This window comes from Aeromonas sp. S13(2024), from assembly GCF_041402405.1.
GTDB lineage: Bacteria > Pseudomonadota > Gammaproteobacteria > Enterobacterales > Aeromonadaceae > Aeromonas > Aeromonas veronii.
Genome location: NZ_JBGLRA010000001.1, coordinates 433,552 through 459,091, shown reverse-complemented (window position 1 = coordinate 459,091; position 25,540 = coordinate 433,552). Strand labels below are relative to the sequence as shown.

At 57.3% G+C, this 25,540-nt stretch carries 17 protein-coding genes; 7 read left to right on the top strand and 10 right to left on the bottom strand.

The annotated features are described in order from the left end of the window. Positions 1–24 precede the first annotated feature (24 nt). Positions 25–252: a YejL family protein gene (locus ACB042_RS02075; protein WP_005344699.1), complete on the top strand. Its 228-nt coding sequence runs from the start codon at positions 25–27 to the stop codon at positions 250–252. Between the two features lie 47 nt (positions 253–299). Continuing rightward, positions 300–2,150, top strand: a complete 1,851-nt coding sequence (locus ACB042_RS02070; protein ID WP_144712629.1) for a DUF3413 domain-containing protein — start codon at positions 300–302, stop codon at positions 2,148–2,150. A gap of 85 nt (positions 2,151–2,235) precedes the next feature. On the opposite strand, the gene ACB042_RS02065 is transcribed toward ACB042_RS02070, so the two are convergent. Further along, entirely contained in the window at positions 2,236–3,021 is a 786-nt protein-coding gene (locus ACB042_RS02065; RefSeq protein WP_144713240.1) for a MetQ/NlpA family ABC transporter substrate-binding protein, read from the bottom strand. 602 nt (positions 3,022–3,623) lie between these two features. Here ACB042_RS02065 and ACB042_RS02060 point away from each other — a divergent pair. After that, positions 3,624–5,498 carry a S8 family serine peptidase gene (locus ACB042_RS02060; RefSeq protein ID WP_371177674.1) on the top strand — a complete coding sequence of 625 codons (1,875 nt, stop codon included), beginning with the start codon at positions 3,624–3,626 and terminating at the stop codon, positions 5,496–5,498. Between the two features lie 18 nt (positions 5,499–5,516). Beyond that, positions 5,517–5,975, top strand: coding sequence for a hypothetical protein (locus tag ACB042_RS02055; protein ID WP_371177673.1), 459 nt, complete (start codon positions 5,517–5,519; stop codon positions 5,973–5,975). 50 nt (positions 5,976–6,025) lie between these two features. Here ACB042_RS02055 and ACB042_RS02050 read toward each other — a convergent pair whose 3' ends face one another. The 7 genes from ACB042_RS02050 to ACB042_RS02020 all read right to left on the bottom strand — a co-directional run bounded on the left by ACB042_RS02050 (position 6,026) and on the right by ACB042_RS02020 (position 16,368). Further along, positions 6,026–7,198 carry an IS4 family transposase gene (locus tag ACB042_RS02050; RefSeq protein ID WP_144712623.1) on the bottom strand — a complete coding sequence of 391 codons (1,173 nt, stop codon included), beginning with the start codon at positions 7,196–7,198 and terminating at the stop codon, positions 6,026–6,028. A 112-nt stretch (positions 7,199–7,310) separates the two neighbouring features. Further along, positions 7,311–9,236, bottom strand: coding sequence for an EAL domain-containing protein (locus ACB042_RS02045; protein ID WP_144712621.1), 1,926 nt, complete (start codon positions 9,234–9,236; stop codon positions 7,311–7,313). A 3-nt stretch (positions 9,237–9,239) separates the two neighbouring features. Further along, positions 9,240–9,992: a transglutaminase-like cysteine peptidase gene (locus ACB042_RS02040; RefSeq protein WP_005350994.1), complete on the bottom strand. Its 753-nt coding sequence runs from the start codon at positions 9,990–9,992 to the stop codon at positions 9,240–9,242. A 135-nt stretch (positions 9,993–10,127) separates the two neighbouring features. Next, a complete protein-coding gene (locus tag ACB042_RS02035; protein WP_005359768.1) occupies positions 10,128–11,453 on the bottom strand; it encodes a TolC family outer membrane protein in 1,326 nt (441 codons plus the stop codon). Positions 11,454–11,490: 37 nt separating this feature from the next. Beyond that, a complete protein-coding gene (locus ACB042_RS02030) occupies positions 11,491–12,924 on the bottom strand; it encodes an HlyD family type I secretion periplasmic adaptor subunit (protein ID WP_005350982.1) in 1,434 nt (477 codons plus the stop codon). Then, positions 12,917–15,061: a type I secretion system permease/ATPase gene (locus tag ACB042_RS02025; protein WP_005350980.1), complete on the bottom strand. Its 2,145-nt coding sequence runs from the start codon at positions 15,059–15,061 to the stop codon at positions 12,917–12,919. The genes ACB042_RS02030 and ACB042_RS02025 overlap by 8 nt, the downstream gene beginning before the upstream one ends. A gap of 377 nt (positions 15,062–15,438) precedes the next feature. Next, the gene (locus tag ACB042_RS02020; protein WP_371177672.1) at positions 15,439–16,368 is read right to left on the bottom strand and encodes a TIGR01212 family radical SAM protein; all 930 of its coding nucleotides are present in this window, start codon (positions 16,366–16,368) and stop codon (positions 15,439–15,441) included. Positions 16,369–16,979: 611 nt separating this feature from the next. On the opposite strand from ACB042_RS02020, the gene gltB reads away from it, so the two are divergent. Together gltB and ACB042_RS02010 are read left to right on the top strand one after the other, a co-directional pair. Continuing rightward, complete coding sequence (gene gltB, locus ACB042_RS02015) at positions 16,980–21,437, top strand: glutamate synthase large subunit (protein ID WP_201941594.1); 4,458 nt, start codon at positions 16,980–16,982, stop codon at positions 21,435–21,437. Between the two features lie 12 nt (positions 21,438–21,449). Beyond that, positions 21,450–22,865 carry an FAD-dependent oxidoreductase gene (locus tag ACB042_RS02010; protein ID WP_005346752.1) on the top strand — a complete coding sequence of 472 codons (1,416 nt, stop codon included), beginning with the start codon at positions 21,450–21,452 and terminating at the stop codon, positions 22,863–22,865. Between the two features lie 91 nt (positions 22,866–22,956). On the opposite strand, the gene ACB042_RS02005 is transcribed toward ACB042_RS02010, so the two are convergent. Continuing rightward, entirely contained in the window at positions 22,957–23,355 is a 399-nt protein-coding gene (locus tag ACB042_RS02005) for a nuclear transport factor 2 family protein (protein WP_064341968.1), read from the bottom strand. A gap of 11 nt (positions 23,356–23,366) precedes the next feature. Beyond that, complete coding sequence (locus tag ACB042_RS02000; RefSeq protein WP_201906379.1) at positions 23,367–23,945, bottom strand: O-methyltransferase; 579 nt, start codon at positions 23,943–23,945, stop codon at positions 23,367–23,369. A gap of 287 nt (positions 23,946–24,232) precedes the next feature. On the opposite strand from ACB042_RS02000, the gene ACB042_RS01995 reads away from it, so the two are divergent. Then, entirely contained in the window at positions 24,233–25,528 is a 1,296-nt protein-coding gene (locus tag ACB042_RS01995) for a DEAD/DEAH box helicase (protein WP_064341970.1), read from the top strand. The last annotated feature ends 12 nt before the right edge of the window (positions 25,529–25,540 follow it).

Genomic DNA, 25,540 nt, shown 5'->3' with positions numbered 1-25,540 from the left:
TTGAACCGAGATGAACTGAAGATTATGCCTATCGTATCAAAGTACAATAACGAGCAATTTGACGCCCTGATGAACGACCTGATCACCGCGCTGGAAAAGCATAAAGCGCCGGTGGATCTCAGTCTGATGGTGCTCGGCAACCTGACTACCAATATCATCAACGGTATGGCTCCGGCCCAGCGTCAGGCCATCACCGAAAAGTTTGTCCAGGCCCTGACCGCATCGGTCGATAACCGCCACGACACGCACTGAGTCCCCGACTCTGTTGATTTGACGTTTCTCAACGCAGATGGATCACTATGGTCGAAACCGGTAACCCCTATCGTGATAATGTCTCTCGCCTGATCACCTGGGGGCATTGGTTCTCCTTCTTCAACATTATTCTGGCCATGCTCATCGCCACCCGTTATCTGGGAGCCATCAGCTGGCCATCGACCACGCTTGGCGTGATCTACCTCGTTGTAAGCTGGATTGGCCACTTCTCGTTTCTGAGTTTTGTCACCTACCTGTTGACGATCTTCCCGCTCAGCTTCGTGCTGCCCAAGGAGAAGTCGTTGCGGTTCATCTCCGCCATCATCGCCACCCTGGCGCTGGTGCTGCTGCTGATCGACACCCAGGTATTCCGGCTGTTCAAGTTCCACCTCAACAGTCAGGTATGGCAGTTGCTGCTGGATCAGGCGCAGACCGAGGAGGGCTCGATCTGGAGCATCATCTTCGTCGCCGTGCCGACCATATTCCTGTTGCAACTGCTGCTGTCGGCCTATGTCTGGCGCAAGATCAACAAGCGCAAGCGCCGCCAGTACGGCAATCAGGTAGGGCTGGCCCTGCTGGTCTGCTTTATCCTGACCCACGTGGTCAACAGCTGGGCGGATGCGACCCTCTATCAGCCCATCACCATGCAGAGAGCCAACTTCCCCCTCTCCTACCCTATGACGGCCCGATCCTTCCTGGCCAAACATGGCTGGCTGGATCTGGATCAGTACGAGAAGCAGGCGGCCTCCCAGGGGGATAACAGCGACAGCCGGATGCACTATCCGCTGCGCCCGCTCAACGTCAACGCGCCCCTGACCCATAACAATCTGCTGATTGTGGTGGTCGACTCATTGCGCTTTGACATGCTCAACAACATCAACATGCCCAATCTGCAGCGCTATGCGGATCAGCATCTGACGTTCCGTAATCACCTGAGTGGCGGCAACGACGACCTGATGGGCATGTTCAGCCTCTTCTACGGGTTGCCCGGTCACTACTACAAGGACATCAGCAGCGACAAGCGTCCGCCGGTGCTGTTCGACGAGATGCTGCGCCAGGATTACCAGTTCGGGCTGTTCGGCGCGATGGAAGATGCCCAGAAGTATCGCAAGAGCATCCTCGCCGGTCTGCGCAAACAGGTGTTTGTCTCCGAACAGAGTGACGATGGCAAGCTGCTGACCGACTGGCAACAGTGGCTGGAGAAGCGCTCTCCCGAGCGTCCCTGGTTCTCGCTGGTCTATCTCTCGAGCCCCGGTGACTACCAATTGCCCGCCACCATGAAGGGGCCGTTCCAACCGGAGCTTGCCAACTTCAATCCGGCGACCGCCTATCGGGCGGAGAACCTGCAAAAACTGGAAAACCGCTACAAGAACTCGGTCTTCTATACCGACCAGTTGCTTGAGCAGATGCTGACCAAATTGCAGTCGCAGGGGATGGACAGCAACACCATCGTCGTCATCACCTCCAACCACGGTCAGGAGTTCAACGACACCCGCAGCAACAGCTGGGGCGCAGGCAGCAACTACTCACCCTATCAGGTGCAGGTACCGCTGGTACTGGCCTGGCCGGGGCGCGGCAGTGACGTTCGGGAACAACCAAGCAGCCATTTCGATCTGGCGCCGACCCTGATGCAGGGGATGCTGGGCGTGCGCAATCCGGCGCGCGATTACAGCATTGGCCGCTCGCTGTTTGATACCAGCCCGCGCAACTGGCTGCTGGCTGGGGATCAGAACGACTTCGCCATCTATGAAGGGGAGACCATCACCCACTTCAACAAGCAGGGTGACTTCGAACTGCTGGAGCGCAACAGCTATCGCCCGATCAAGCACGGTACCCCGGATATGGGCGCCATGATCCAGGTGATGAACGAGCTGAACCGCTTCTATCGCAACCAGTGAAGCGCCCGTTGATGGCTTGATACCATAAAAAACGCCCCGAATTCGGGGCGTTTTTCGTTGTATAGCCGGGCCACGTTCACGACTGTTAGCCACCCCACCCTTGCGGGTACTTGTAGCCAACGAAACGCTTGGCTGCATAGGCTTTGAAAGCCGCCGAGTTGTAGGCCGCCGCCACATCTTTGGCAAACGGCTGCTCCGCATCTGCGCTTTTCACCACCACCCAATTGATAAAATCGTAGCTGCGCTCCAGAAACAGTCCTTCACTGAACGGGATTCCGCTGGAGGCGGCAAAATTACCGTTGATCACCGAGAAGTCCACATCCTCCCGCGAGCGGGGCAACTGCGCGGCTTCCAGCAGTACCAGCTTGAGATTGTGCGGATTGTTCACCACATCAAACTCGCTCGCCTTGAGCGGGTTGATCCCCTCCTTGAGGGTCAGCCAACCGAGATCCTGCAACATCAGCAGAGCCCGCGCCTGATTGGTGGGATCGTTGGGGATGGCCACCGAGCTCCCCTCTTTCACCTTGTCGAGTGCCGCCAGCTTGCCGGAGTAGAGCCCCATAGGGCCAGTTGGCACCTGGGTAATGGGCGCCAGCGACAAGCCGCGATCTTTGGCAAAACTCTCCAGATAAGGTTTGTGCTGGAAGCAGTTCACATCCAGTGATCCGTCAGCCAGAGCAATATTGGGGGTCACATAGTCGGTGAACTCCACCAGCTTGACCTTATACCCCTTGGCCTCCAGCTGCGGCTTGATGGAGTCGGTCACCATGTCGGCAAAATCCCCCACCGTAGTACCAATCACGATCTCCTGTTTGGTCGGCAAGGACGCATCGGCGGCAACCGCGGAAAAAGAGAGGCTCCCGACCGCCATCGCGGCAATAAAGGTGCTGGCGCCAGCAGTGGCGCGCAAGGAAGCAGTCAAAGGAGAAGATAAGAAGGAACGAAACGGCATAGGGACTCCCTGTCAGGTACGCATCAAGCTATGGGACTGCGGCGGGGTGGCTCTCAGAGATTAGGCCCCTCAAACCGCAGCAATCTAGCCATCCAAACGGCTATTCAAATTACCATAACAGAGCCATCCACCGCCGCCAAGCAATAAACCGCTGGTTCCACCTCATCACCCTTGCTGTCACCCCCGAATGCATAGCTGCACTCACGTTGGCACACACAACCATGCCACTCACGTTCAAGAGCGCACGAGCTCCCCTCGGGATTGCCCCGAATCGAGTTGGCTGCGGCGAAGGAGAGTCACGAGAGAGTGAATTACAGATAAAAAGATCAGTAGTGAGCAGTGAGAACCATTCTCAATAGAACACATAGCCAGCGTCATTGGAATACCTACCATAAACCAGATCAGATTTCTTTGAACCTCATTGCGTTTTTTGAAAATGGCTCTTTTTGAACCCCTACCACCCGTGTATAGATTTCCGTCGCACTCAGGATGGTGCGATCCAAGATGGAGTTAAAAAAATAATGAAGCAAACATCGTTAGCACTAGCGATCACAGCACTGCTGTCGACCCTGCCCAGTGCGCTCGTTCAGGCAAATGAAGGTTGTGCGCCGCTCACCGGCAAGGAGAGCGGCATGGATATCGGACGCAGCAGCACCGAGCGCTGCCTGCCAGGTGCCAATCCCCTGCAGGATCAGCAGTGGTATCTGCTCAACAGCGGCCAGGATGGATTCAGCGCCCGTGGCGGTATAGCGGGCAATGATCTCAACCTCTGGTGGGCTCATCGCACCGGCGTGCTGGGCCAGGGAGTCAATGTGGCCGTGGTGGATGATGGTCTGGCCATCGCCCACCCGGATCTGGCGGAGAACGTGCGTCCGGGTTCGAAAAACGTGGTAACCGGCAGCGATGACCCGACACCGACCGATCCGGATACGGCCCACGGCACCTCGGTCTCCGGCATTATTGCGGCGGTAGACAACGCCATCGGTACCAAGGGAATTGCCCCGCGAGCCCAGCTGCAGGGGTTCAACCTGCTGGATGACAACAGCCAGCAGTTGCAGAAAGATTGGCTCTACGCCCTTGGCGACAGCGATGCCAGCCGCGACAACCGGGTGTTCAACCAGAGCTACGGCATGAGTGTGGTGGATCCCCGCTCAGCCAACTCTCTGGATCAATCCCAGCTTGATCGCCTGTTTGAACAGCAGACCCTCAAGGCGCAGGGTGCGGCTTATATCAAGGCCGCCGGCAACGGCTTCAACAAGATAGCGGCGGGCGGCTATGTGCTTAACCGCACCGGCAATGGTCCCAAATTGCCGTTTGAAAACAGCAACCTCGATCCCTCCAACAGCAACTTCTGGAACCTGGTGGTGAGCGCGCTCAACGCCGATGGCGTCAGATCCTCCTACTCCAGCGTCGGCAGCAACATCTTCCTGAGCGCGACCGGCGGCGAGTACGGTACCGACGCTCCGGCGATGGTGACCACGGATCTGCCCGGCTGCGACATGGGTTACAACCGCACCGACGATCCCAGCACCAACCGGCTGCACGGCAACCCGCAACTGGATGCCAGCTGCGACTACAACGGTGTGATGAACGGCACCTCCTCCGCCACCCCCAGCACTTCCGGCGCCATGGCGCTGCTGATGTCCGCCTACCCGGATCTGTCGGTACGTGACCTGCGAGACCTGCTGGCGCGCAGCGCAACCCGGGTCGATGCCACACAGAAACCTGTGATGGTCAGCTACACCAGCAGCACCGGCAAGGTGCGTGATGTGAAAGGGCTGGAAGGGTGGGAGCGCAATGCCGCTGGCATGTGGTTCAGCCCGACTTACGGTTTTGGTCTGATCGACGTCAACAAGGCCCTTGAGCTGGCAGCCAATCACCAGCCCCTGCCCCCGCTGGTGCAACTGCCATGGCAGAAGATCAATGTCACTGGCAGTGCCGCCGCCATCCCGGATGTGGGCAACAGCCCAACCAGCTCGACAACCCGCATCGCGACACCATTGACGATAGAAGCGGTTCAGGTGATGGTGAGTCTGGATCATCAGCGTCTGCCCGATCTGCTGATCGAACTGGTCTCCCCCGCCGGCACCCGCAGCATCCTGCTGAGCCCCTTCAACAGCTTGGTCGGCCAATCTCTCGACCAGCAGCAACTGGGCTTTGTGGGAACCAAGGGATTGCGCGACATGCGGATGCTGTCCAACAAGTTTTACGGTGAATCGGCCGAAGGCCAGTGGCGACTGGAAGTAACCGATGTTGCCAACAGTACCCGTCAGGTCTCTCTGCTCAATCGCGAGACCCGTGAGCGTACCACCCTGACCGAGCGCAACAATCGCCAACCGGGCAAGCTGATCTCATGGTCCCTGCGGGTCCTGGGTCACGATGCCAACCGCAGCTAACACGCTAGGAGTATTACCATGAACAAACCTGTTACCTTGCTTCTGGCAACCCTGCTGGCCCCCCTCTCGGGACAGCTCTGCGCCCAGGAGTCCGTCACCATGGATGGCAAGCAGTACAGCACCATAGAGGTGAACGGCCAGACCTACCTCATTCCCGACAACGGCAGCAAGAAGCGGGTCGCCCGTAGCCTTGACAGCAAGGTCCCGCAACAGACCCTGTGCCGCGGTGACGTGTTGATGCAAGGGGCCGCCAGCCCCGAGCTGACTGTAAGCGGCACCCTGCTGGTGGAAGCTGACGATACCAGCGCCAAGGCGCTGGCGACTAGCCACGGCCTGAACTTCAAACAGAGCAGTGGTGGTATCGCCCTGCTGGAGGCCAAATCGGGCACCGATCTCAACGCCATCGCCACCAAGCTCAAGAGCGAAGGGGTTAATGTGCAGATCGAGCTGTCGGGGGCCGAACAGCAGCCGAAATAGGTCGCGACAGACAAATAACAAAGGGGGCCATTATGGCTAATGCCAGTCAGTTAAGCCTGACTGGCATTGTTTTTATTGGCTTTTTGCACTGCATACTTTTGTGGTCTTGGCTTCACGCAGCGGGGGTAACTCCGCTCCCTTCGTTCCGGCAGCACAAACTGGCCCGCTTGTTTCTCCAGGTCAGCCACCCGCTTCGGGATACTCCCCGGTGACAGGTACGGCATGCAGCTCAGTTCATGGATGAGGTACACTGATGCCATGTGAAAACTCAGCTGGCTCGCCGTGTATCCCTTCAGACTCGCTGCCATCTTTACCATCTGGCTACTCAACAGGTTGTACGCCAGCAGCACGCCCCACAGCTCTTGTCGTACCCCCGCTGCCTTCTTGCTGCACAGGGTCAGCCGGCGGGCTTCCACTGTATCCGGCAGGTGCGGCCACTTCTTCCTCGCCTGTGGACTGGTTTTGAGACGCACCAGCACATCCTGACGCCCCAGCTTGCGCACCACCTCGTATTGCGTGCCCTTTTTGAGTGGCAGCAGCCAGTGCCGCTCGCTGCCAGTGGTTTGCCAGGCGTGGAGCAGACTGAGAGAGTGAAACCCCTTGTCGAACAGGGTCAGCGAGTGGTCCGGCGTGCGCGCGACCAGCCGCTCGGCCAACACCATCTCGTTGACGGCGCAGCTCTCCATGACGGCCTGTGTGAGCAGGTGGCTGGTCAGCTCCATCTGACAGAGCATGCGCACCTGCGGATAGATGGTCTCGCCATGCTGGGTGCCAGGTTTGGCAAAGGCAGCGGCATTGTCCGGGGTATCGGGTGTGCGCCACATCACGCCATCGACGGCGAGCAGTTGCAGCCCGGCCCAGCCGGGATGATTGGCCTGCTGGTGCCAGCGCGAAGCGGTCTCGTGAAACAGGCGTTCGATGCTCTTGCCCCCCAGTTTTTGGCGAGCTTGCAGGAAGGCGCTGGGGGCAACGAAGGGGCGGTCGCCGGGCAACAGGATATCGAGCTGATTGACGAGCTGGGTCATCGGGACGTGGCGGAAGATAGCCATGCCGATGATGGCCCAGACCAGACGCTCCATGGGCATACGGCGGCGACGCAGGGTCACGACATCCTCTTCGGCGAGCAGCGTTGTGATGAGCTCGGGAGCAATGAGGTCAGAGAGTGACTCAAACTGAGCGGCCTTGCTGGCGTGTAGGAAGTCGAGAGCGTGAGCGATACGCATAAAAAATCCGAAACCAATCAACAGGTTTCGGATTTTCACACAACAGAAGGATCGGTCAATGGATCCCTAACTGATCGGCATTACCCTATCGGGGCCATTTCCAGCATTTAATTCAAGACAATGGGAAGGCAGGGTGAACAAATCCCTGGTAACCATCGATATGCAACTTGGAAAGCAGTTCCACTTGATGTTGATCTTCGACTCGGGTTGCAATAGTCGTCACACCGGCATTGTGCGCAGCGCGACACACTGCAGCCAGGAATGAGGTGTCAGCCCCCGGCTCCATGACCTGACTGGTATAACCGTGATCAACCTTGACATAAGCCGGCGACAACTCCTCCAGATAGCCCAGAGACTGGAAGTGACGACCATAGTGGTCAACCCCCCACTGGAAACCATGAGCTTGCAAGGTGCCCACCAACGCAGCCACGTTGTCTTTATGTTTCATGATGGCAGCTTCAGGTATTTCAAATAACAACCGCTCTTTCAGCTCAACATGCTCGGTCAGATAGCGCGTCAGCCAGGTTAAAAATTCATCCGAGCAGAGCGAGCCAGCAGTGATGTTGATCGCCAGTACCAGATCAGACTGTTTTTGCAGTAATGGAACGCAAGCATCAAGCACCGCCTGGTCAAACTCGCCACCCAATTTGAACTGTTCAATCGCGGGCAAGAACTGACCTGCAAAATAATCTGTGCCATCCCGAGAGATAGAAGCAAACAGCTCGGCATGCAACCTTGCTCCATTATCAAACCGGCAAGCTGGTTGTGCTTTGAAGCGCCAAAGTTGTCGTGAAATTGCATCTTGTACCAGATCTCGCCAGGCCAAACGCCCCATCAAACCTTGCTCGGTCCCCCCTTCCATCACCACAGCACCACGGCGTTCATTGCGCGCCTTGCCAAGCGCATTATCGGCTTTGGTCAACAAGGCAGAGAGATCATCATTGCCATCACGACCGGCAATACCGATGACGGAGAGCGCATCCCCTTCGCCCATTGGATTCACCACCAGATCGGCAATGCGGCTATTAATCACTTCAGCCAACTCTTTTAGCTGAGTCAGATCGTCAGTTGGACAGAGCAGCGCATATTCCGTCGCGGAGATCCGTGCCAAGGCTGCGCCATCCCACCCTTTTAATTGCTCTTTCAAAGCCTGAGCTATCGATTTGACCATGTTGTCACGGGCAGCAAAGCCTTCATCGCGATAGATATCATCCAGCATGTCGACCGCAACCAGCATGACGCCACCTTGGCCAGCCTCCGCTATCCATGCGTTTACCTGACCCACAAAATAGGCTCGGTTGCCAAGCCCCGACACGGCATCGACATAAACCCGCTCACGCAATTTCTCGGCCTCATCGGCTTGCTCTTTAAATTGCAACGCCAACTTGCTTGAGAGGGTGTTGATCGCCTGAACGACCTGCTTCAATTCATGGGTTTTAGGCTCCGGGATCGTATGACCGAAATGGTGCAGCTCGATCTCGACGGCTTGATCACAGATCTGTTTGAGTGGCTTGAGCAAGTAGTTGAGTGCTCTCATCAACAAAATGGTGGTGCTCAAAAAGCCGACCAGAAACCAGCTCGCCAGCTCACTCATCCCCCGCCACAACTCGTAATAAGCCTGGCCGGGGTGACCCACTACTTTTAATTTTCCAAGCTGCAACCAGCCAGATGTCAGAATTGACTCGTTGGATACCTCAGGAAACAGTCCCAAATTTACAAACCACCGCGGTACCCCCTGAATATTGTTGGTATTTTCCTGCTCGATGACATCCTTTGAGGCCAGCAGATCAAGGCGAACCAGTCGATAATAGCCGCCATCAAAAATAGCCTGGATCACCGACTCGGCACCGACCTTGTCACCGTTTTCCAGATAGGGGGTGAGCGCAAGCCCCAGCGAGGTTGCCGTATTGATGACCGTTGTTTCCTGTTGCTGCGCCAGATAAGTGCGGGTTGAATTGAATTGCACCCAGTATGTGGCCGCAAATAACAATCCAAACAGCAGCAGCATGGTGGCTAATAACTGTCGATAGAGCGTCATAGGTTAATCATCCAAATTCACCACTGGCCGAGCCAATCGCCCCGAGGTCATGCGATTGCGTAAATCATTCCATAATCCCAAGCGGGATGATTGACCAGCCAGTTCCCCTTGGCCTCGTGCCTTCATCAACCACAAGTGACTACCGTTAAAACTGTAAATAGGCACCAGATCACGCCGCTGTGTGGCAGGGCGAATCGAGCCTATCAAATTATCCAAAATAACCGGAACGGAAGAGGGTGTCTCATAATATGCCACCACCATGTGAAACTGGTTGTAATCAAGAGCCTTTACGTACACCATCCGCATTTTATCATCCGGGATCCCAAGCTCGAGCAGCGTAGAGTATTTGGCGATACTGAAATCTTCACAGTCTCCCCCGGCGGCCCCCAAAAATTCCAGCGGGGTTGCCCAATAATCCTTTTTGCGCCATAACTTGATATCGTCAATAAAACGCATCCGATTGAAAAAATTATTAACCCGCTCAAGCTTTTTTTCTTCGCTCAGGGCCCTGCCCTTCGTCTCCATGACCAACATACGCCAACTGGTTACGCGCTTGCCGGCTCTGGCGCCATAGGTCTGCTCCGCCCGTTTGATCAAGTTGAGATCTTCCTGTGGCAGAGGCTGACTGGCACAGAGCAGAAGTGAGAAGGGTAACAGCAGGATCCATAAGGAGTGGCGCAAAGCGCGTAGCGATCGGTATCTCCATTCATTGAGAAGATAACACCATCTGCTACCGGTACCACGCTGGAGTGTCACTTCATATTCCTGCTGCATTATTGCTGCTGCACTCCTCAAAGCCCGTGCAACCATCTGCTTTAGCCAAACATGGTGACTGCCAGCAGCAGTCACCATATTGGCGTTCATGATCCCAGCGGGATCATGGGCAAACGGTTATTGCCTGGCCTGCCATTCAGCGGGTTGTTTGACGCTAAATGCATTGAGCAGGCTGCCTGTCGCGTTGAGAATGCGATAGTCCGCCAGCAGTGCATCATACTCGGCAGTGATATAGCTGCGACGCGCCTCAAACAGTTCGTTCTCGGTGTTCAATACGTCCAGCAATGTCCGTTGACCCAACCCAAACTGCTTCTTGTATGCCTGTACGGTGTCATAGCTGGCGTCAACATGCTCTTTCAGGAAGGTCTTCTGCTTGGCCAGCGACTCTTTCGCGTTCCAGGCCAGACGAGTGCCTTCCTCCACCTGGCGGAACGCATTCAAATGAATGTCTTTCGCCTGAGAGTAGAGCGCCGATGTTGCATTGCTCTCTGCCACATCAGAACCGCCACGGAACAGGTTGTAACGCATCCGCACCATGGCGGTCAGATCATCGTTGCGCCCTTTGACCGCATCGATATCCTCATTCCAGTTCTGATCGACCTCGAATGTCACATTGGGGTAGAAACCGGATTTGGCACCTTCATGTTGATACTTGGCCGCTTCGATATCCTGCAGGGAAGAGAGCAAAGTCGGGTGGACTTCGGTCGCTGTTTTCAGCGCACTATCGAGGCTGGTCGGGATAAGCTCGGTATTGGGAACCGGCTGTACCAGATCTTTGGGAACCTCGTTCACGACACGAATAAATTCACTCTCTGCGTCGCGATAGTTGTTTTCAGCAGCGGCCTGATTTGAATAGGCCCGGGCAACACGACCTTCAATCTGGGTCTGATCCGCAGTAGAACCAAGCCCTGAATCAGTCCGCTTGCTGATGTCGCTGCGGATTTGTTCGTGGGTTTCCAGGTTCTGTTTGGAGAGTTCCAAAATCTCCTGCTGACGCAGCATATTGAGGTAGACCTCAGCTACTCGCAGCGCGGTATTTTCAGCTTCGGAGATCATCGCCAGACGCTGGGCATTGGCTTCAGCTTCGGTTCTGGAGACGTTGTTGCTGACATCAAAGCCATCAAACAACATTTGCCGCAGACTGAGTCCAGCCTCTTTGCGAGTCATGGAATCATCAATATTGCTGTTGGCGCTGGCAGCGCGGGTAGAAGGGCTGTCAGTTTTTTCATAGCCTACGCCGCCACGCAGATCGATCGTAGGATAATAGCCACCCTTGGCTCCATCATGCTGATAGAGTCGTGCCTGATACAGATCAAACGCTTCCTTTATCTTGGGATGCGTAGCAAGTGTCTGTGCCACCGACTCTTCCAGAGTCTGGGCCTGACCCAAACTCGGGATCAGGATGCAGCCACTGACCAGCATGGCAACAATCGTTTTTTTCATGTTATCTCCAGTCATGTTTTGTTTTTAGATTGTTGGCTTATCGTTCTCTCAGTGCCGACTGCTTTGCCCGTAAAATCGGCTTAAGCAAATAGTCTAGGACACTTTTTTTACCAGTAATGATATCAGCACTGGCTAACATACCGGGGATGATGGGAAGTGCGTTAAGCTCATCGCCCAAGTAACTCTTCTCTGTTCGAACCCGAACCAGATAAAAGGAGTTCCCCTCCTCATCCTGGATCGAATCAGCACTTATCTGTTCAACCTTGCCATGCAATCCTCCATAGATTGTAAAGTCGTAGGCAGTGATTTTGACGATGGCATCCAGCCCCGGTCGCAGGAAGGCGATATCTTTCGGTGACACCTTGGCTTCTACCAGCAAGGTATCCTCCAACGGCACAATCTCCATCAAATCCATGCCGGGCTGAACCACGCCGCCCAAGGTGTTGATCTTGAGTTTCTTGATGGTGCCCTTGAGCGGAGCAATCACGCTGGTCCGGTCAACCCTGTCTCGCAAGCCAACCTGCCCTTCTGACAACTGGCCAAGCCGCCCCTGTTTCTCATTCAGTTCAGTCTGGGAGTCTGCTCTGAACTTCAGCGCAATATCATTACGCTTGGAGATGGTCTCACGCAGTACCGAATTGAGTTTTGGTATCAGCAGACGGTTGCTCTCCAGCTCCCCCTGCATCTCGTTGACCTGCCGCTCAAGCTTGATTAGCTCCACTTGAGGCACTATACCCTCTTTAGCCAACGGACGGCTAATATTCAGTTCCTGTCTGGCCAGATCCACACTGCGATTCACGGTGCGAATTTTGGCATTCAGTTCAATCAGCTCCTGCTCTTTCTGTTCGATTTGCTGACCAAGAATATAGAGCTGGTTCTTCAGGTTATTGAGGCGATCCCGCTGTACAGACCGCTCACGGTGTGCGTATTCGGCAAAGACGGTTTCATAACCATCGGGGAACTGGATTGGCGCTTCTCCTACCACAACCTGCTCACGCCACCCCAGTGCCGGGTCGTTTTTCACCTCGACGCTGGCCATCTCAGCGCGCAGACGGGCCACATCCCCCTTGAGGGTGACCACCTCTTGCTCCCGTTCTCTAAAGTCGGAGCGGAAACGGGTGTCATCAATGCGCAGCAGCGGCTGCCCCTTTTCAACGATATCCCCCTCTTTGACGAATATCTCTTTGACGATCCCCCCTTCCAGGTTCTGGATCACCTGCAGCTGACGGGATGGAATAACTTTGCCCTGACCCACGGTGACTTCATCCAGTTCGGCCCAGGCCGCCCAGACGATGGCACTCATGAAAAAGAGGAAACAGCACCATAGCAGGATACGAGCTCCGGTCGGCGTGGTCAGCAGTACAGCTGCCGCGCCGTCATCGACAAACTCCAGATGCTCGGGTGCTGGCAATACCTCGCCGGAAGGCGTCTTTTTGCTGCGCTTGAACCAGTCCATGAGCCCCTTAACCATGGGACACCTCCTGCACACGCACCTTGCCTTCCTTCAACTGCTGCAACACCACCTCTTTGGGGCCATCAGCAACGATCTGCCCCTGCTCGATAACGATCACTCGCGATGCCACATCCAGCATCGAGGTTTTGTGAGTGATGAGGATCAATGTGGTTTCCGGGCCCAGTCTGGCGAGCTCTTGCTTAACCTGCATCTCGGACTGGTTGTCCATGTTGGAGGTCGGCTCATCCATCACCAGAATGGGGGGATCATTGAGCAGGGCACGTGCCAGCAGGATCGACTGACGCTGGCCACCGGAGAGCTGACGGCCACCCTCGCCTATCTGCCGATCCAGCCCATTGGGATCCCGGTTGGTAAAGTTGGTGACACCCGCCCGCTTGGCGGCGCGCAAGACTCTCACATCATCCACCAGCGGATTACCCAGCATGATGTTGTCCCGCACCGAGCCAAAGAAAAGAATGACATCTTGCGGGACACAACCAATATTGCGGCGGATCACCGCAGGCGGCAGTTGATCAAGTTCAAAACCATCGATACGTACCGAACCATCGGTCGGTCGATACAGTCCCATCAACAGCTTCTCCAGGGTCGTTTTACCCGCCCCAATCCGGCCGATAATCGCCACCTTTTCGCCCGGCTGAATGCGCAAATTGATATTGTGCAGGGTGCTGGTTTCCATGCCGGGATATTTGAAGGAGACATTCTCGAATTCAATTCGACCGGCAATCACCGGATGATGGATATATTGCTTGCCCTCCTCCTGCTCCCCCGGGGTTTGCATGATTTTTTCCAGAATATCCAGTGCTGACTTGGCCTGGTTATAACGGGTCGACAACACGGAGAGTTGCACCATGGGCGCAATGGCGCGGCTGGATAGCATCACGGCGGCAATCATCCCCCCCATGGTGACCAAACCTTCGGAGATCTGGTAAACACCGACGATTACCAGACCGACCGTCACCACCTGCTGGATATAACTGGCCAGCGAGGACATGGAGTTGGTAATGCGGCGGGTCTGTACGCCCCAGGTGGAAATATGGGAAACGGCCTGTTCCCAGCGATGCTGGAACATACTCTCGGCGCCGAAAATCTTGACGGTTTCCAGCCCGGAAATACTTTCAATCAGGTTGGCGTTCTTCTGGGACGCAAGGCGCGACCCCTCTTCGATGGACTGCTTGAGAGGCTCCTGAATATAGAAGCTGTAGGCGATGAGGATCAGCATGGCGACGATGGGAACCACCACCATTACGCCTGCAAACATCCAGATAATAAAAAGAAAGAAGACGGCAAAGGGGAGATCGATAAGAGTAGAAACCGTTGCGGAGGTGAAAAACTCCCGCACCGACTCAAATTCCTGCAGATGTTTGGCGAAAGCACCGGTGGAAGCGGGACGAGATTCCATCCGCATACCCATCACCTTGGCGAAAATTTTGGCGGACAGCAGCACATCTGACTTTTTACCGGCAATGTCGATAAAGTAACTGCGCAACTGCCGCATCACAAAATCGAAGGTAAAGACCACCATGGCCCCGACAGCCAGCACCCAGAGCGAATCAAACGCCAGATTGGGCACAATCTTGTCATAGACGTTCATGGTGAAAAGAGGGCTGGCGATGGCAAACAGGTTGATCAGAATGGAGGCGATCAGCACATCGCGATAGATGCCGCGGGATTCGAACAAGGTGCTCCAGAACCAGTGTCCATCACGGGTTTCAAGCACCTTGGGCGAGCGTTCGTCAAACTTGAACTGCTTCTTTACATAGAAGAGGCGCCCCAGATACTCATCACCCAACTGGGCTGCGGTCAGCCATTGCGCGGCATCACCGGCCTGCGGGAAAATCACTTTCCCCTGGCTGCGATCTTCGTTCCACTCCAGCAATATACAGGCGCCACCACTGCGCATCTGCAATACACAAGGCAGCAGCAAGGGAGAGATATCAGCCAGTGGCTGGATCACTTCACGGGCGGATAACCCGCCCCGCTCGGCAGCACGGCAAAAGAGTGCGGTAGTCAGGCGTCCGGAGACCAGTGGCAACCCGGTCGTCAGGGCATCCTGACTGTTGGGCACACCATAAAAACGGGTCAAGAAGACCAGACACTCCAATAACTCATCAATACGACTTGTTTCTGCTTGCATAGCATCCTGTCACTGCATAAATGAGGTAGATAAGAGCGTTCATCGCTCATATTTCCCTGCTATAGCCACGCTAAAACCGAGTGGCCTTCCCGCTGATGAGACTGATCAGGGGATAAACCTGTCCAGATAGATCGCGACACTCATCGCCAATTTCCCGGCACAGCAGCAATGGCGGCATGATTCGTTATTGGTAAAAATAATCGGCTCATCAACACCATGCTAACACTGCAATCAGGGTGAATGTCGGAGTTAATTGATAATGACATTTATTATGGCGCACCACTATATCAACCGGCACGTACCAAAACTATAGTTTAGGGTATGAAGTTTTTTATATAACCCTATGTTTTACGTGAAAATAATAATCTGGTGCTCAATTATAGGTCAGGAAGTATGAAGGGTCTGCCCAACGCGTGACCTTGCGGGCCATTCAATGAGAGTGCTTTGGCAATGTCCGCCATGGCCGTCCAGCGATTTTCACACCAGGCTGGCGCCAACAGGGTTGGACGGCGCGCGGAGGCCGAAATCCGGTGATACACCACCTCGGGCGGCGTGTGCTGGATCATGGCAACGGCCGCCTCCACATACTGCTCCAGCGTCAATACCTCAAGGCGCCCCGCCTGCCATGCCTTGCCAAGAGTACTACCCTCAACCACATGAAGCGGATGCAACTTGATCCCCTCAACACCGGTCTCAACGATGCGATGCAGGGTATCGAGGCTGTCCATCGGCACTTCGCCCGGCAGGCCGACGATCAGATGAGCACATACCTTGATGCCGCGCTGATGGGCACGTCTTACCGCATCCTCATAGGCGGCATAACCGTGGCCGCGGTTGATCCGTTGCAGGGTCTTGTCGTTGGCACTTTGCAGCCCGAGCTCCAGCCACACCTCGTAGCCCCGGGCCTGATAGCCCGCCAACAGATCCAGCACCGCATCCGGTACGCAATCGGGGCGAGTGCCCACGCAGAGCCCCACCATATCGCTCACTGACAGCGCCTCTTCATATATCCGCTGAAGATATTCGACCTCGGCATAGGTGCTGGTATAGGCCTGAAAATAGGCAAGATAGCGCTTGGCACGGGTGACTTCGTCCCGGCGAGCCAGCAGTTGTTGCACCACGGAGAGTTGCTGAGCCGACTCGTCAGCAAAAGAGGATACGTTGCAGAAGGTGCAGCCACCACGGCCCAGGGTGCCGTCACGGTTCGGGCAGGTGAAGGCCCCGTGGATGGAGAGTTTGTGGATCTTCTGACCATGACGCTGCTTGAGATCCTGACCGAATGTATTGACGAGTTCGTGTAACTGCATGACACCTCCGCTAAAGGAGCGCCATTGTACGAGCTTGCGCAAAACAGGGGCTGAGCTGGATCAAGCTAGCGGAGAGGGTAAAACATATAAATACCCGACCAATTTTGAATAAATATAGAGGAAAAGCGCAAAAAAAGGATTTTTACAGTTCTTTGACGATTCAAACAGTAAACATCCATATGAAAATGAGACCTGATAACCCACTGTTGAACAATGAAAAATTCAAAGAGACCCGACAGCACACAATTGCAAGCATGGGATATTGAAAATGTGATCCCTTCCGCTGTCGGCCACATCGGGTTGGTAAAATTACTACATTCGCCCATCGTCGCCGAGCGCACCATTGAGCCCGTCAATGGCGATATATTTAACCAACAAAATCAAACCACACAGAATAAACACTCCATAACTGCGAGCTAATCCCCCTAACCCGACATTTTGTTATGCGAATGTAACCATGAAGACAAACCTGACCTGCGATTGACCTCGCCAGAAAATCCCATTAGTTTGGAGATTCGCCACGTCAGGCAGACGGAACCACAAGAGCCAATCGCAATTTATGCAGTCAGGTGATGACTGTGCGATACAAGGCCGAGCAAGGGAGAAATGCAATGTCACTATATGATCCAAAGCTGGAGAGGGATAACTGTGGCTTCGGCCTGTTGGCCCACATGGAAGGGGAAGCCAGCCACAAGCTTGTCCGTCTCGCGATGTCAGCATTGGCTCGCATGCAGCACCGCGGCGGGATCTCCGCCGATGGCAAGACCGGCGATGGTTGCGGTCTGCTGCTGCAAAAACCGGACAGCTTCTTCAGAGCTGTCGCCGAGGAGAAGGGATGGCACCTTGGCCGCAACTATGCGGTCGGCATGCTGTTTCTCAACCCTGACCCCGTATTGGCCCAGCAGACCCGCGACATCATCGACGAAGAGCTGGAAAAAGAGACCCTGAGTCTGGTCGGCTGGCGCAAGGTGCCCGTCGATACCAACGTACTGGGTACCATCGCCAAAGCCTCCCTGCCCAGCATTGAACAGGTCTTTGTCAACGCCCCGCCCGGCTGGGTCGACAAGGATCTCGAGCGCCGTCTCTATATCGTGCGTCGCCGCATCGAAAAGCGCGTCAACGACGACTACTTCTACGTGGTCAGCCTCTCCAACCTGGTCACCGTCTATAAAGGGCTGTGCATGCCGGTGGACTTGCCGCGCTTCTATCTGGATCTCGCCGACATCCGTATGCAGGCGGCCATCTGCGTCTTCCACCAGCGTTTCTCCACCAACACCAGCCCGCGCTGGCCGCTGGCCCAGCCGTTCCGCTATCTGGCCCACAACGGCGAGATCAACACCATCGCCGGCAACCGCCAGTGGGCCAAGGCGCGCAGCTACAAGTTTGCGACGCCGCTGATCCCCGATTTGCAGGAAGCGGCCCCCTTCGTCAACACCACCGGCTCTGACTCCTCCAGTCTCGACAACATGCTGGATCTCTTCCTCGCCGGTGGCATGGACCTGTTCCGCGCCATGCGCCTGTTGATCCCGCCAGCATGGCAAAAGCACCCGAACATGGATGACGACCTGCGCGCCTTCTACGACTTCAACTCCATGCACATGGAGCCGTGGGATGGCCCCGCCGGTATCGTCATGACCGATGGTCGCTACGCCACCTGCGCACTTGATCGCAACGGTCTGCGTCCGGCCCGCTACGTCATCACCAAGGACAAGTTCATCACCCTCGCCTCCGAGGTCGGCACCTGGGACTATACCCCGGACGAAGTGCTGGAGAAGGGCCGGGTCGGCCCGGGCGAGCTGTTCGTGGTGGATACCAGCAACGGCAAGGTGTGGACCAGCTTCGAGATCGATGACGACCTCAAGAACCGTCACACCTACAAGCAGTGGATGGATAAACATTGCCGCCGACTGGTCCCCTTCGAGCAGATGGACGACAGCCAGACCGGTAGCCGCGAGTTCTCCGATGACCAGCTGAAAACCTATCAGAAGTTGTTTGGCTACTCCTTCGAGGAGCTGGATCAGATCATCCGGGTTCTCGGTGAAAACGGTCAGGAAGCGGTGGGCTCCATGGGGGATGACACCCCGATGGCGGTGCTCTCCTCCGGCCCGCGTACCCTCTATGACTACTTCCGCCAGATGTTTGCCCAGGTGACCAACCCGCCCATCGACCCGCTGCGGGAAAACCACGTCATGTCTCTCGCCACCTGTATCGGTCGCGAGCAGAACGTCTTCAACGAGACCTTCGGCCACGCCCACCGGGTGCTGTTCCAGTCGCCGATCCTGCTCTACTCCGACTTCCACCAGCTGCTGGCACTGGAAGGTGAGTACTACCGTCATCAGGTGATCAGCCTCAACTTCAAGCCCGAAGAGGGACTGGAAGCGGCCATCGAGCGCATCTGCGAGGAGGCCAAAACCGCCGCCAGGAGCGGTACCGTACTGCTGGTGCTGTCGGATCGCGATATCAGCGCCGACACCCTGCCGATCCCGGCAGCCATGGCGGTGGGTGCGGTACAGCGCACCCTGGTGGACAACAACCTGCGCTGCGACGCCAACATTCTGGTGGAGACCGCAAGCTGCCGCGATCCGCACCACTTCTCGGTGCTGCTGGGCTTTGGCGCGACCGCCATCTACCCCTATCTGGCCTACGAAACCCTGGCCAAACAGGTTGAAGAGGGCGTGCTCACCATGTCCCTGCGCCAGGCCATGGTCAACTACCGCAACGGCATCAACAAGGGGCTCTACAAGGTGATGTCCAAGATGGGCATCAGCACGGTCGCCAGCTACCGCTGCTCCCAGCTGTTCGAAGCGGTAGGCCTCGCCAAGTCGGTGGTCGATACCTGCTTCCGCGGCGTTTCCAGCCGTATTCAGGGTGCCGACTTTGCCGACATCCAGCAGGATCAGCACAATCTGGCCCGTCAGGCCTGGCTGGTGCGCAAGCCCCTCGCCCACGGCGGCCTGCTCAAGTTCGTCCACGGCGGCGAGTACCACACCTACAACCCGGATGTGGTGCAGACCCTGCAAACCGCGGTGCGCTCCGGCAACTATGCCGATTACAAGGAGTACGCCCGTCTGGTGAACGAGCGCCCGGTTGCCACCCTGCGCGATCTGCTGGCGCTGAAGAAGGTCGACAATCCGGTCGCTCTGGATAAAGTGGAGCCGGCCGACAAGCTTTTCCCCCGCTTCGACTCCGCCGCCATGTCCATCGGCGCCCTCGGTCCTGAGGCTCACGAGGCGCTGGCTGTTGCCATGAACCGCCTCGGCGGTCAAAGCAACTCCGGCGAAGGGGGCGAAGATCCCAAGCGTTTCGGTACCGAAAAGAACTCCCGCATCAAGCAGGTGGCTTCCGGCCGATTCGGTGTCACCCCCCACTACCTGATGAACGCCGATGTGGTGCAGATCAAGGTGGCGCAGGGTGCCAAGCCCGGCGAAGGTGGCCAACTGCCCGGTGACAAGGTCACCGCCCAGATCGCCCAGCTGCGTTATTCCGTGCCCGGCGTGACCCTGATCTCGCCGCCGCCGCACCACGACATCTACTCCATCGAGGATCTGGCCCAGCTCATCTTCGACATCAAGCAGATCAACCCGAGCTGTCTGGTGTCGGTGAAACTGGTCTCCGAGCCTGGCGTCGGCACCATTGCCTGCGGCGTGGCCAAGGCCTATGCCGACTTCATCACCATCTCCGGTTATGACGGCGGCACTGGCGCGAGCCCCCTCACCTCGGTCAAATATGCCGGTTCCCCGTGGGAACTGGGTCTGGCCGAGACCCAACAGGCGCTGGTCGCCAACGGTCTGCGCCACAAGGTGCGGCTGCAGGTGGATGGCGGTCTCAAGACAGGCCTCGACATCATCAAGGCGGCCATCCTCGGCGCCGAGAGCTTCGGTTTTGGCACCGGCCCCATGGTGGCGCTCGGTTGCAAATACCTGCGTATTTGCCACCTGAACAACTGCGCCACCGGCGTTGCCACTCAGGATGAGAAGCTGCGTCGCGAGCACTTCACCGGCCTGCCGGAGATGGTGATGAACTACTTCAAGTTCATCGCCGAGGAGACCCGCGAGCTGATGGCCCAGCTCGGCGTCACCCAGCTGACCGACCTGATTGGCCGCACCGATCTGCTGGAAGCCCTGCCCGGCCTCACCGCCCGTCAGGCCAAGCTGGATCTTTCCGGCATACTGGCCCGTCCGGTGGCACCGGCAGGCTCCAGCCTGTTCAGCCAGCAGCACAACCCCACCTTCGACAAGGGGCCGCTCAACCTGAAAATGGTGGAAGATCTGCTGGAAGCGGTGGAAACCTCAAGCGGCGGCGAGTTCCGCTATGACATTCGCAACACCGACCGCTCCGTGGGTGCACGCCTCTCGGGCGAAATCGTCAAACGCCACGGCAACCAGGGGATGGCGGCAGATCCGGTCAAGGTGCACTTCAACGGTACCGCAGGCCAGAGCTTCGGCGTCTGGAACGCAGGCGGCCTTGAGATGATCCTCACCGGGGACGCCAACGACTACGTGGGCAAGGGGATGACCGGCGGCAAGCTGGTGATCAAGCCCCATGTCGGCGTGGCGTTCAAATCCCACGAAGCAGCCATCATCGGCAACACCTGCCTCTACGGCGCCACCGGCGGCAAACTCTACGCCGCGGGCACTGCCGGCGAGCGTTTCGCGGTGCGCAACTCCGGTGCCCTGGCGGTAGTCGAGGGAATTGGCGACAACGGTTGTGAATATATGACCGGTGGTATCGTCACCGTACTCGGTCAGACCGGCGTCAACTTCGCGGCGGGTATGACCGGCGGCTTTGCCTACGTGCTCGACGAATGCGGCAACTTCGCCAAGCGCACCAACCCCGAGCTGGTGGAACTGCTGGACGTGGCGGATCTCGCCATCCATCAGGAGCACCTGCGCGGCATCATCACGGCGCACCTCAATGAGACCGGCAGCTCGCGCGCCGAGGAGATCCTGGCCAACTTCGACTCCTATGTGCCCAAGTTCAGGCTGATCAAACCCAAGTCCAGCGACGTGAAATCGCTGCTGGGTCACACCAGCCGTTCCAGTGCAGAACTCAGAATCCAGGCGCAATAAGGAGGGAACCCTATGAGCCAGAACGTATTTCAGTTTATCGATGTCCAGCGGGTCGACCCGCCCAAGAAGCCGCTCAAGATCCGCAAAATCCAGTTTGTGGAGATCTACGAGTCCTTCAATCAGCCGCAGGTACAGATGCAGGCGGATCGCTGCCTCGAGTGCGGCAACCCCTACTGCGAGTGGAAGTGTCCGGTCCACAACTACATCCCCAACTGGCTGAAGCTGGCCAAAGAGGGGCGCATTCTGGAGGCGGTGGAGCTCTCCCACCAGACCAACAGCCTGCCGGAGGTGTGTGGCCGGGTCTGCCCGCAGGATCGCCTCTGTGAGGGCTCCTGCACCCTCAACGATCGCTTCGGCGCGGTGACCATCGGCAACATCGAAAAATACATCACCGACAAGGCGTTCGAGATGGGCTGGAAGCCCGATCTCTCGAACGTGGTCAAGACCGGCAAGCGGGTCGCCGTCATCGGCGCCGGCCCTGCGGGTCTTGCCTGCGCCGACGTGCTGGCACGCAATGGCGTCACCCCGGTGGTGTTTGACAAGTATCCGGAGATCGGTGGCCTGCTCACCTTCGGCATCCCCTCCTTCAAGCTGGAAAAAGAGGTGATGCAGCGTCGCCGCGAGATCTTCCAGGGGATGGGCGTGGAGTTTCGTCTCGAAACCGAGGTGGGCAAGGACATCACTTTCGCCGATCTGCTCGGCGAGTTCGATGCGGTCTTCCTCGGGGTAGGCACCTACAAGTACATGAAGGGCGGCTTTGCCAACGAAGAGGCGCCGGGCGTCTATGATGCCCTGCCCTACCTCATCGCCAACGCCAACCGGTTGCTGGGGTTCGAGAAGGCGCAAGCCGACTATATCGACTTCGCCGGCAAGCAGGTGGTGGTGCTGGGCGGTGGCGATACCGCCATGGACTGTGTACGTACCGCCATCCGTCAGGGGGCCGCCAAGGTGATCTGTGCCTATCGCCGCGACGAGGAGAACATGCCGGGCTCCAAGCGGGAGGTGAAAAACGCCCGCGAGGAGGGGGTTGAATTCATGTTCAACCTGCAACCGGTAGCTGTCGAGCTGGATGCCAGCGGTCGCACCGTCGGCATCAAGGTGGTGAGCACCGAGCTGGGTGAACCCGACGCCAATGGCCGCCGCAATCCGGTGGTTATCGAGGGCTCCGAGCAGGTGCTGGCTGCCGATGCGGTGGTGATGGCGTTTGGCTTCCAGCCCAACCCCCAGCCCTGGATGGCGGAGTTCGGCATCGAGCTCGACAACCGGGATCGCATCAAGGCCCGCGAGCAGGCGGAATACGCCTTCCAGACCAGCAACCCCAAGGTGTTCGCCGGTGGCGATGCGGTACGTGGCTCCGATCTGGTGGTGACCGCCATCTACGAAGGGCGCAAAGCGGCCGAAGGGATCATGGACTATCTGGCGGTCTGATCCGACCGACCAAGACCCTGATGCGCTTTCACAATCAGCCCCGCCAATGCGGGGCTGATTTCTTTGACATGCCGCCAGTGAATAGCGATGGCTAACTCTTTGGCATCGGACAAACCCAAGAACTGCGCCATTCTGGCGCGGCATACTCATCGGGCCAATACTCGGTCTGCTGTTGAATTTTACCTTCCGCAACATGGTGAAATGTGATGGCGCGAGCATTTACGACCCCATCGCTGACCAGCACCTCACTGACCACCTCACTCCCTTGTGCCAGAAGACGGACAATCTCGAAGCGCCACAGGCCAGCTGCGGGGTAGCGACGATTGATCTCAATAAAATTCTCTCGCCCCACAATCCGTTCTCCCGATTGGGGCCAGTCACAGAAAAAATCATCTCCCAGCCAGCTTGCCGCCTTCGCAAAGTCATTGCTCTGCATCTCCTGCCAATAGGCCTCTACCACTGCTTTTGGCTCCATGGTGTTCAATTCCATACTCACTCTCCCTACACACGCACCACCAGCCACTCCCCCTTGCCGACCGGCACCAGCGAGGTGGCAAAGGCCGGATCCTGCCCGACCTCGTTCATCCACTCCACCATCTCGCTGCGATGGGAGATGGCGTTATCGACCACCAGCAGGCCACGGGGTGCCAGCAGGCGGCGGATCTGTGGCCACCATGCCCGGTAGTGCTGACGATCCGAATCGAGGAAGATGAGTTGATAACCGCCTTGCGGCAAGGTCGGTAACAGCTCACTCGCATCCCCTGCCAGCAAGGTTACCCAAGGGGCCAGCCCTGCCCGCTGAAAGTTGTCATGGGCCAGCACGCGCTTATCCTCATCCAGCTCAATGGTGGTAACGTGCCCCTCCAGCCGACGCACCGCTTCTGCCAGCCAGAGTGTGGAGTAACCATTGGAGGTGCCGATCTCCAGCACCGCCTGCGCCCCACGGGTCTGCACCAGCACTGACAGCAACTCCCCCGTGTCGCGGGTGATATTGAGCAGCTTGCGGTGGCGTGCCTGCTGCATGCTGTCATTGCGCTCGCCCAGCTGCTCCAGCTGGCGTTTTAACTGTTCCAGTTCCATTGATATCCCTCTCGTCCTTGCCCAAAACCGTTAGCCCACACCTCCAAGCTTGGCATTTGGGAGTCAAATGATTGCTTTCAACCGCCATTCACACCACAAAGGATGAGAAAAGGACAACCATTTGAGGCAGAATTTGTGACGTCTATCTGTTACACTTCGCGCCCGCCATTTTCCGGCTCACTCTCTGACTTGATGTCAGGCGCAGCCGTCGGTGGTTACAACCTCCGTCTCGCTCATGCCGAGCTAACCAAGCCAAACACAGCCCAGCTGGAACACAGGAACCCATTATGAGATTTGAATCGTTCGATTTTGCCCCCGAGATTTTGCGTGCTGTCTCAGATTGCGGTTATCAGGAGATGACCCCTGTGCAGCAACAGGCGATCCCGGCCATTCGCCGTGGCCGCGATGTGCTGGCCAGCGCCCAGACCGGTACCGGCAAGACCGCCGCCTTCGCCCTGCCCATCTTGCAGCGTCTGGTAGACAATCCGGCTCCGGTCCAGCCTTCCAACGCCCGTGTGCTGATCCTGACCCCGACTCGCGAGCTGGCGGCTCAGGTGGCAAGCAACATCAATGACTTCGCCAAGTATCTCGATATCACCACCATCACCATCGTCGGCGGTGGCAAGCAGGACGTGCAGGCCAAGAAGCTCAAAGCGGGCGCTCACATCATTGTGGCCACCCCGGGCCGTCTGCTTGAGCACCTCACCGCCTGCAACCTCAGCCTCTCCGGCGTCGAGTGTCTGGTGATGGATGAAGCGGATCGCATCCTCGACATGGGCTTCAGTGCCGATGTGCAGAAGATCCTGCAAGCGGTCAACAAGACCCGTCAAAACCTGCTCTTCTCCGCCACCTTCTCCGACGCGGTGAAGAAGCTGGCCAACCTGATGCTGGACAGACCGCAGATCGTCAGCGTCAACAAGCAGAATTCCACCGCCGACACCGTCAGCCACACCGTCTATCCGGTCGAGCAGAAGCGCAAGCGCGAGCTGCTCTCAGAGCTGATTGGCAAGCAGAACTGGCAGCAGGTGCTGGTGTTCGCCAGTACCCGCGAGAGCTGTGATGTGCTGGTCGAGGAGCTGAACCTCGACGGCATCAAGTCCGCCGTGGTCCATGGCGAGAAGGCCCAGGGCAACCGTCGCCGCGCCCTGCGCGAATTCATGGAAGGCAAGGTACGGGTACTGGTCGCCACCGAAGTGGCCGCCCGTGGTCTGGACATTCCGAGCCTGGAATACGTGGTCAACTATGATCTGCCGTTCCTGGCGGAAGATTACGTGCACCGCATCGGCCGTACCGGTCGTGCCGGCAAGCGCGGCATGGCCATCTCCTTCGTCAGCCGTGAAGAGGAGCGCACCCTACTGGAGATCGAGGCCCTGATCGGCCAGAAGATCCGCCGCATCATGGTGCCGGGCTATGAGGTGAGCAGCCGTGACGAGCTGATCAAGCAGTTGCAGGAGCGTCGCCGCTTCGGCAAGCGCCCGCAGCGTGAAGATAACGCCGTAGCCCAGGTGATGGCCGAAGCCAAGCTGCAGGGTCAGCGCCTCAAGCGTCTGGCCGCCGCCAAGAAGCCCCGTCAGCCGAAATAAGGCGGGCAGTTG

Coding starts and splice junctions, on each gene's coding strand:
- ACB042_RS02065 (WP_144713240.1), bottom strand. CDS start 3,021: ATGGCGGTCGGGAGCCTCTCTTTTTCCGCGGTTGCCGCCGATGCGTCC.
- ACB042_RS02025 (WP_005350980.1), bottom strand. CDS start 15,061: ATGCAAGCAGAAACAAGTCGTATTGATGAGTTATTGGAGTGTCTGGTC.
- ACB042_RS02000 (WP_201906379.1), bottom strand. CDS start 23,945: ATGGAACTGGAACAGTTAAAACGCCAGCTGGAGCAGCTGGGCGAGCGC.
- ACB042_RS01995 (WP_064341970.1), top strand. CDS start 24,233: ATGAGATTTGAATCGTTCGATTTTGCCCCCGAGATTTTGCGTGCTGTC.
- ACB042_RS02005 (WP_064341968.1), bottom strand. CDS start 23,355: ATGGAATTGAACACCATGGAGCCAAAAGCAGTGGTAGAGGCCTATTGG.
- ACB042_RS02075 (WP_005344699.1), top strand. CDS start 25: ATGCCTATCGTATCAAAGTACAATAACGAGCAATTTGACGCCCTGATG.
- ACB042_RS02055 (WP_371177673.1), top strand. CDS start 5,517: ATGAACAAACCTGTTACCTTGCTTCTGGCAACCCTGCTGGCCCCCCTC.
- ACB042_RS02045 (WP_144712621.1), bottom strand. CDS start 9,236: ATGACGCTCTATCGACAGTTATTAGCCACCATGCTGCTGCTGTTTGGA.
- ACB042_RS02070 (WP_144712629.1), top strand. CDS start 300: ATGGTCGAAACCGGTAACCCCTATCGTGATAATGTCTCTCGCCTGATC.
- ACB042_RS02050 (WP_144712623.1), bottom strand. CDS start 7,198: ATGCGTATCGCTCACGCTCTCGACTTCCTACACGCCAGCAAGGCCGCT.
- ACB042_RS02020 (WP_371177672.1), bottom strand. CDS start 16,368: ATGCAGTTACACGAACTCGTCAATACATTCGGTCAGGATCTCAAGCAG.
- ACB042_RS02030 (WP_005350982.1), bottom strand. CDS start 12,924: ATGGTTAAGGGGCTCATGGACTGGTTCAAGCGCAGCAAAAAGACGCCT.
- ACB042_RS02035 (WP_005359768.1), bottom strand. CDS start 11,453: ATGAAAAAAACGATTGTTGCCATGCTGGTCAGTGGCTGCATCCTGATC.
- ACB042_RS02010 (WP_005346752.1), top strand. CDS start 21,450: ATGAGCCAGAACGTATTTCAGTTTATCGATGTCCAGCGGGTCGACCCG.
- ACB042_RS02060 (WP_371177674.1), top strand. CDS start 3,624: ATGAAGCAAACATCGTTAGCACTAGCGATCACAGCACTGCTGTCGACC.
- gltB (WP_201941594.1), top strand. CDS start 16,980: ATGTCACTATATGATCCAAAGCTGGAGAGGGATAACTGTGGCTTCGGC.